The organism is Microscilla marina ATCC 23134 (assembly GCF_000169175.1).
In the GTDB taxonomy this organism is placed as follows: domain Bacteria; phylum Bacteroidota; class Bacteroidia; order Cytophagales; family Microscillaceae; genus Microscilla; species Microscilla marina.
The window spans coordinates 291937-300338 of the sequence record NZ_AAWS01000004.1; the positions used below are offsets into that span (position 1 = coordinate 291937).

General features: G+C 39.7%; 5 protein-coding genes. 1 reads left to right on the forward strand and 4 read right to left on the reverse strand.

All coding sequences use genetic code 11. From position 1 onward, the window contains the following. Positions 1-129 precede the first annotated feature (129 nt). Positions 130-2445 carry a patatin-like phospholipase family protein gene (locus M23134_RS05120; protein ID WP_002694363.1) on the forward strand — a complete coding sequence of 772 codons (2316 nt, stop codon included), beginning with the start codon at positions 130-132 and terminating at the stop codon, positions 2443-2445. 7 nt (positions 2446-2452) lie between these two features. Here M23134_RS05120 and M23134_RS37545 read toward each other — a convergent pair whose 3' ends face one another. The 4 genes from M23134_RS37545 to M23134_RS05140 form a co-directional block, all read right to left on the reverse strand. After that, a complete protein-coding gene (locus M23134_RS37545; RefSeq protein WP_002694364.1) occupies positions 2453-3298 on the reverse strand; it encodes a leucine-rich repeat domain-containing protein in 846 nt (281 codons plus the stop codon). Between the two features lie 90 nt (positions 3299-3388). Beyond that, on the reverse strand, positions 3389-4462 hold the full coding sequence (rsgA, locus tag M23134_RS05130) for a ribosome small subunit-dependent GTPase A (protein ID WP_002694366.1): 1074 nt from the start codon (positions 4460-4462) through the stop codon (positions 3389-3391). A 543-nt stretch (positions 4463-5005) separates the two neighbouring features. After that, positions 5006-6346: an adenylosuccinate lyase gene (gene purB, locus M23134_RS05135; protein ID WP_002694367.1), complete on the reverse strand. Its 1341-nt coding sequence runs from the start codon at positions 6344-6346 to the stop codon at positions 5006-5008. Positions 6347-6718: 372 nt separating this feature from the next. Beyond that, positions 6719-8402 (reverse strand): ABC transporter ATP-binding protein (locus M23134_RS05140; RefSeq protein ID WP_045113023.1); only part of this gene is annotated, 1684 nt, incomplete at its 5' end.

Here is an 8402-nt window from a genome sequence, read left to right on the forward strand (position 1 = left end):
AATATCCTTTCATTGACCAAAACTTTTATAAAGCCTTGAGGGTTTGATTATAATAAGATAACTTGCCAATTCGCAGTTACAAAAGGCGACTAATTATTCAATAATACCCACACAAACCCCTGCCAATGTATGATGAATATCTTACGTAAGTTTATCAATGGATTGGTATACTCGTTTCCAGTACAATTGTTTATTCTTAATATTAAGAAAAACCAATTATTGCTCATTTTTTGGCTATTACTTATGGTCATTGTTACCGAGCAGTTTGGGTCAGCAGTGGGTTTGCCTTCGTTGTTTTTAGAGCCTGAGTATCTCGATAAAGTTAACTTCTGGAGTTTTTTTATTGTAGGCATTACCCTCGGAATATTTACCCTTTCTTACCAAATTACCTCTTATATACTAGATAGCCAAAAGTTCAACTTTTTAGGAGGGTTGCCTCGCCCATTTACCAAGTTTTTAATTAACAACAGCACTATTCCATTTTTGTTTACTGGCATTTACCTTATTCACCTTATTCAATACCAGTTGGCACAACGTATGTCAAACGAAGAACTATGGGTTCGTTTTGGTGGTTTGGTGACAGGTTTCGTCATTTCGGCCAGCGGTATTTACATTTATTCGGCCAGCACCAACAAAGATTTTTTCAAGTTATTTGCTTCTCAGCTTAATAAAAGCCTAAGCCGTACCCGTATGGTGAGAGTAAATGTGCTAGAGCGATTTTATGAAACCAAGCGCAGCAAGTTTAAAGTAGATTATTACCTCAATAACTTTTTTGTACCTACCAGGCTAGACAAAGAAAAAATCAACTTTTCGTACCGTCGCCACGAGCGAGTATTTAATCAGAATTTCAGAAATGGTGTCATTATCCAGTTTATTATTCTTACACTGGTATTTGTTGTAGGTGCTTTTCGCGACCATCAGTTTTTCCAGATTCCAGCGGGTGCTAGCCTGGTGTTGCTTTTTACCATTGCCATTATGGTTATAGGGGCATTGTCGTATTGGTTAAGGGGCTGGACAGTTACCATTACCTTTTGCTTGTTGATGGTACTGAATTTTTTGATGAAAGAAGGAATCTTATTGACTGATTATGAAGCTTATGGACTCAACTACAACACTACCAAAGCTCCTTACAATCTTAGGCGGATCAAAAATCTAAGCAATGATAGAAACTATAGTCAAGATGTAAATATCACTAAAATTGCTTTGGAAAACTGGCGTAAAAAATTCTCCAAAAAACCCAAAATGATTTTCCTATGTACAAGTGGTGGAGGCTTGAGAGCATCAGTTTGGACAATGCGTACGTTGCAAATTGTAGATAGTACACTTAACGGGCGTTTAATGGAACACACAATGCTTATGTCGGGTGCTTCAGGAGGCTTGATTGGTGCAAGCTATTTCAGAGAATTGTATTTGAGAGATAAGCTAAGTGGGGGAAACATTGATGTATACGACCCAAAATACCTGGATAATATAGCCAAAGATAACTTGAATGCATTGATGTTTAGCTTGGTGGTAAATGATTTGTTTTTTGTCAAAGGCAAGTTCAAGTTTGGCAATTACCAATACCACAAAGATCGAGGATATGCCTTTGAACAACAGCTCAACAAGAATACCAATAACATACTAGATAAACCTCTGTGCGACTATAAAGAACCTGAGTTGCTGGCGCAAATTCCTATGATGATTTTGGCACCTACTATTATGAATGATGGTCGTAAACTATTCATATCCCCTTTGAACGTATCATATATGACTGTGCCCAGTATTTATCAGCGTCGTTTTTTGAACCAAAAAGCCAAGGGAATTGAGTTTTTGCGCTTTTTTGATAAACAAGGTTCCAACAATTTAAGATTTTTGACTGCCTTACGAATGAGTGCTTCTTTTCCGTATATCACCCCTAATGTCAAGTTGCCAAGTAACCCGGCAATGGAAATTATAGACGCAGGCTTGTCTGATAACTTTGGAGTAGACAATGCTGTTCGTTTTTTGTATGTATTTAAAGATTGGATTGCTGAAAATACTTCGGGGGTAATATTTGTATCTATACGTGATACTCAAAAAGACAAACCTATAGAAACCAGCCTGGAGCAATCGTTTTTTCAACGTTTAACCACTCCTCTGGGGAGTGTATTGTATAACTGGGAGTACTCACAAGATATTCACAACGACAATTTGGTAGAGTTTGCCCGCAGTTGGTTCAACGGATCTATCAATCGAATTGAGTTTCAGTATGTACCCATATCTAAAAGCCTAAAAGAGATCAAAGAAAAAGAAGCACAAGTAAAAAAAGGTCGACGTAAAGCTAATCCTTTTAAAATCATTATTACTGAACGTGCACCGCTTAGTTTGCGCTTGACGCAAAAACAAAAAGAAAATATCAAGCGCACAATATGGGAGCTTCGAAACCAAAGTTCACTGCGACGCTTACAGTACTTGCTTAGGTAAACAGCCCTTAAAAAAATATTTTGGTATGCGGTAGCAAAAACCTAAGTTCACCCCTTTGTTTAAAAGAAATAGGGTTGTCTTTGACATATAACCGAGTGAGCTTTTTCAGGTGTTTGATCGATTCGGGCAACTCTGTTAAGCGATTGTTATTTAAGTTAAGTTCATCCAGTAGGGGCAAGCTGCCTACCTCATCGGGTAAGCTGGTAAGGTGGTTATTACTTAAGTTGAGGCGAATAAGGCCTTTTAACTTACCTATGCTAGGAGGCATTGTTTTTAGGTAATTGTCACGCAAAAACAGCCACCTTAAACCTCGTAACTCACCTATTTCTTCGGGCAAATGATCTATCTTATTGTCATATAAGTTGAGCCATTCGAGCTGGCATAAATGCTTGATTTCGGCAGGTAAGGTTTGTAAATGATGTCCTGGTAAAATAATGCGTTTAAGCAACACTAACTCTGCTATTTCGATGGGTATGGTAGTTATTTTTTGTTTCCAGCGCCCAAAATCCAGTACGTTCAGATCGGCAAAAGGGGTAAGGTAGCCATTTCTAAAACATATAAAATCCCGCTTATCTCTATCTTTAATTAAAAAGTCTAAGTCAAGGCTTGTGAGATGCAAGCCTTTGATTAGCTGAAACGCCAGCGAAATATTTACTTCGTCGCCAGAGTCTACCATTATTTTTAGTTTTTTCAACCCATCTAAGTCAATCTCAACGCGTGGTGAATCCTGATCCTCTTTATTTGGGACAAGGGAAGAACCCTTTACCCCCTTCAAAGGCAACACGGGTGCTTCTTGCCCTTCGTCAATAGGGAGAGTCATTTTGTTCCAGTAATTTCGTAATTTTTTTAGCATGGTCTTTAGCTTAGTAATATTTATCAAAAAACCGTAATTGCTGTTTTAGTATCAGGCGCAGCAATAACTACTGCACCTGATAGGGTTTAGTTAGCGTTTTGGGTTGTTCTTTTTGTGTTGGCGGTAAGCCTTCTGTATCATCTTCATCCGAGCATCTTTTTTACGCAAAAAATCAGCACTGGATTCCAGGTAATCAGCTTCTTTTTGTAGTTTCAAGTAACTTTGGTACCGCTCTTCAGACAATTCGCCACTATCTAAAGCTGCCAACACAGCACACTTAATCTCGTTGGTATGGCTACAATCTCCAAAGTGACAATCTTGAGCAAGTACCTCCACATCAGTAAAGACCTGCCCTATGCCTTGTTTACTTTCCCATAGTTGCAGTTCCCTCATGCCAGGTGTATCAATCAAAATACTTCCATTTTGGGTAATAAACATTTCGCGGCGTGTAGTGGTGTGTTTGCCCTTGTCATCTTTATCACGCACTGTTTGGGTTGCCTGTTGTGGTGTGTCTAACAAGTGATTAATCAAAGTGGATTTACCTACGCCTGATGAGCCTACTACTGCCAAAGTTTTACCTGGTTTTATCCATTGGCTCAAAGCTTTATAGCCTATGGCTGAAGTATTACTTACAGATATCACTGGTAAGTCAGCATCAAATGATTGCAACTCTTCCATTTTTTGTTGCCAGTCAGTGGCCAGGTCAACCTTGCTCAATACTACTACAGGAGCAATGCCTCCTTCGGCTGCCATAACTAAATAACGTTCTAAACGACGTAAATTATAGTTTTGGTCAGCGCTTTGTACAATCAATAAATAATCTATATTGGCTGCAATTACTTGAGCCTGATTGCGTTTTCCGGCAGCATTGCGTGTAAATACAGTAGAGCGAGGCAATACCCCATGGATAATGGCCTGCTGGTCAAATACCTGCATGCTCACCCAGTCGCCTACCTTGGGCAAATCTGCCTCAGAGTGAGCCGTATATTGTAGTCTACCCGAAATCTCTCCTTTAAGTTCTCCCTGACTACTGAAAATTGTATAATTATTTTTATTTTCTATGGCAACTCTACCTGCTTCGAAACCTTGTGCTTCGGAGTTGGTGAAATGTTGCATCAAATGATTGTTCCAACCTAATTGTTCGAGTGTGAAAGTTGATTTCAACGTGGTAATATTTTTTTATAAAATAGCTTCTCTCAGCAGTTAGTATTTGTTTAACACTGCGATGACAAGCTTCATATAATGCCTGTAATAATATGCATACAAGGCATATAGCGTAAATAATAACACTGTTCACCAGTGAATTATCTGATAATTAGACGTTTGAAATGATATAAATAAACGCAATAGAAAAGCTTGAGGCTTTTGGTATAAAGCCTTTCATTGGAATGTGTAGAAGTGGGGTGTTAGTGGAAAAACCGCTAACACTTTTATGCTATTGCAAACATAAATTAGGGTTGGTTGTTGTAATTAGTTATAATCTTTAAAACAGATTAAACAAATATAGCAAATATTTATGAGGTTTACCAAATAAAAAAACACCTGACCAATCACCAGGCTTTTTTTTGATAAAGAAGTCGTCTCAACTTTTAGGCTGAAAGTGCCCAGTCTTGCTTTTGTAGACTGAGGAGTTCAGGAGTCAAAATGGTGGTTTGATGACTCATAAAAAAAGTCGAGATGACTTCGTGTTTTAGATCAAGTGATTGCCTATACTCCTGTATAATTAAATGGAGTTATCTGACTTAGTTCGCTTTTTACATTGTCTGACACATCTAGCTGTTCCACAAATATTTTGATAGAGTGGGAGGTGATTTTTTCATTGGTGCGAGTCAATGTTTTTAACGCTTCATAAGGTTTAGGGTAGCCTTCGCGTCGCAAGATAGTTTGGATAGCCTCTGCTACTACTGCCCAATTAGCTTCCAGGTCTTGATCTATGACTGTTTTGTTGAGCTGCAACTTGCTTAAACCCTTGAGTGTAGCTTTGAGGGCAATCACAGTATGGCCTAATGGAGTACCCAGGTTGCGTAATACGGTAGAGTCAGTCAAGTCGCGTTGCAAACGTGAAATGGGTAGTTTTTCGGATAAGTGAGTGAAAATAGCATTGGCAATGCCTAAATTACCTTCTGAATTTTCAAAATCAATCGGGTTTACTTTGTGTGGCATGGCTGATGATCCAACTTCACCCGCTTTTATTTTTTGGGTGAAATAATTCATAGATATATACTGCCACACATCACGGTTGAAGTCTATTAGTATGGTGTTCAAACGCTTAAAGTTGTCCATCCAAGCCGCCATATAGTCATAGTGCTCTATTTGGGTAGTTACCTGACTCCGTTCCAACCCTAGCGAACCCACAAATTTGTTGGCAAAATCTACCCATTGAGTATCAGGGTAAGCAACCTGGTGGGCGTTGAAGTTGCCAGTTGCTCCACCAAATTTTGCAGCGTGATTGAGCGTATTCAGCAAGTTTAATTGATGATCAAGACGGTTTACAAAGACCATCAGCTCTTTGCCCAGGCGGGTAGGTGAGGCAGGTTGCCCATGAGTACGTGCCAACATAGACACACGCTCCCAGTTTTTGGCAAGTTCTTCAATGCGGTCACGTAGTTGTGCCCAAGCAGGTACAATTACTTCTTCAATGGCGTCTTTTAAGAGCAAAGGAATAGACGTATTATTAATGTCTTGTGAGGTAAGCCCAAAATGAACAAACTCTTGATATTGAGCAATGTCCAGTGCTTCGAACTGTTGTTTGATAAAATACTCTACCGCCTTGATGTCGTGATTGGTGGTTTTTTCTATTTCCTTGATTTGCTGAGCGTTTTCAATGGTAAACTCTTCGTATATTTTACGCAAAGCAGGGAACAAAGCCTGGTCAAAATTGCTCAATTGAGGCAAAGGCAATTCACACAAAGCAATAAAGTATTCTACCTCTACCAATACCCGATAACGGATCAACCCATACTCAGAAAAGTAGTGAGCCAACTCTATCGCTTTATTGCGGTAACGCCCATCTATAGGCGAAATGGCGGTCAATGTATTTAAATCCATAAAAATGGTGTGTATTAAGGAGTAAATGCCTCACTTAGTTAAATAGAATAACTAAGTTGGTGGAGGCTCTAAAAGCCAAAATTATTTAATCTTAGGCAGAGAGAAAAAAAATAGCTTGCCAAGTTGTGTTAAAATTTTACATCTTGACGAATGAACAGGTATGTGCTGACTTGATTGATCACAAGTTATTTGTTGGAGAGACCAGGTTGTTTTCGTTCTGATATGCCAGCAATTTTGGCTCAGCTTGAACATTTTGAAAGCCTTAGGTTGCCTTGCTTTTAGTGGGGCTAAAAGCAAGGCTATATATTGTATCCTCTACGGTGTTGCATTTTAGGGCTTTATGCCTGAATCGTCAAAAACCTCTATTTTCAACTAAGAAACTCCATTCGAAGCCTCAAACTGTAGCTTTACTAAGTTGTTGTATACTCCATTTTCGTAGTTCACCAGTTCATCATGTGAACCAGCCTCTACAATGTTACCTTCACTGAGCACATAAATAGTGTCAACCGAACGGATAGTAGACAAGCGGTGGGCAATGATAATAGTAGTACGGTTCTGCATCAATTCATTGAGTGCTTCCTGTACCAAATGCTCTGAGTCTGCATCCAGCGAACTTGTAGCTTCGTCAAGCACCAAAATCTCTGGGTTTTTTAGTATCGCACGGGCAATGGCAATACGTTGTCGTTGTCCGCCCGATAGCTTTACTCCACGTTCGCCTACTACAGTTTCCAGCCGATCAGGAAAACCTTCAATAAATCTCCAGGCATTGGCTTGTTCAGCAGCTTTGCGTACCTCCTCCTCGTTAGCATCAGGACGCCCGTACAAAATATTTTCTTTAATAGTGCCTCCAAACAAGATAACTTCCTGAGGTACTATGCCTATGTGTTGGCGTAATGCCGAAATATCATAAGTATCAACATTTTTTCCATCAATCTGGATGGTACCTTGAGTGGCGTCATAATACCTAAACAGCAGTTGTACAATGGTAGATTTACCTCCGCCACTATAGCCTACCAGTGCTACTTTTTGCCCAGCCTTTACTTCAAAGTTGATCTGCTTCAGCACCGTAACATCGCTTCGGGTGGGGTAAGAAAAGTGTACATCTTTGAAAGAAATATTGCCCTGAATATTCAAGATAGGTGCACTTGTTTGTGTGGTGAGCTGGGGCAGGTCTATCTCTGTCTCTTCTTCAAGAATTTCAAGAATACGCTCTGAGGAACCTACTGCCCGTTGAATTTGTCCGTATAAGTTGCTTAGACCACCCAAAGCACTGCCAATAAATACAGTATAAAAAGCAAACGAAGTAAGATCGCCTACACTCATTAGATTTTGGTCTACCAAGTGGGCGCCATACCACACCACCAAGATAATACCTCCAAACAAGGCAAGAATGACAAAGGCATTGAACCCCGCCCGGTAAGCCCCCGCTTTCATGGCATTTTTTACTACTTTTTGCAACGCTTGGTCGTAGCGTTTTACCTCAAAAACTTCGTTGGTAAACGCCTTGACAGCCCTGATAGATTGAAAAGTTTCTTCCACTACCGTATTGGCGTTGGCGAGTTCATCTTGGGCTTTTTTAGACAGCTTTCTGATAAATCTGCCAAAAAATATCGCAGCAAATACCAATACTGGAAAGGTAAGGATCATGAGTACCGCCAAGCGAGTAGAAAAATAAAACAAGAAGCCTACCCCAATGACTAAAGTACCTATTTGGCGAAAAAATTCGGCAAAGGTAAACGACATCACTTCTTGCAATTGCCCCACATCAGAAGTAAGGCGACTGGTGAGCTCTCCCACCCGCTTTTTTTCAAAAAATGCTACCGATAAGCTAATGATTTTGCTATAAGCCATAATACGCATGTCTTTCATGGCGTTTTCGCTTACTCGTACAAACAATAGTACCCTAAAAAATGAGAAAGTAGCTTGTGCTACGAGCACTATTGCAAATATGATAGCGACGGTATCGATAGAGCTAAAAAAATCGCTGGTTTTGCCCGTTGACACATCTAAAAACTGCCCTAATAACAAAGGTGTGAGTAGGGCAGTGCTAGTAGAC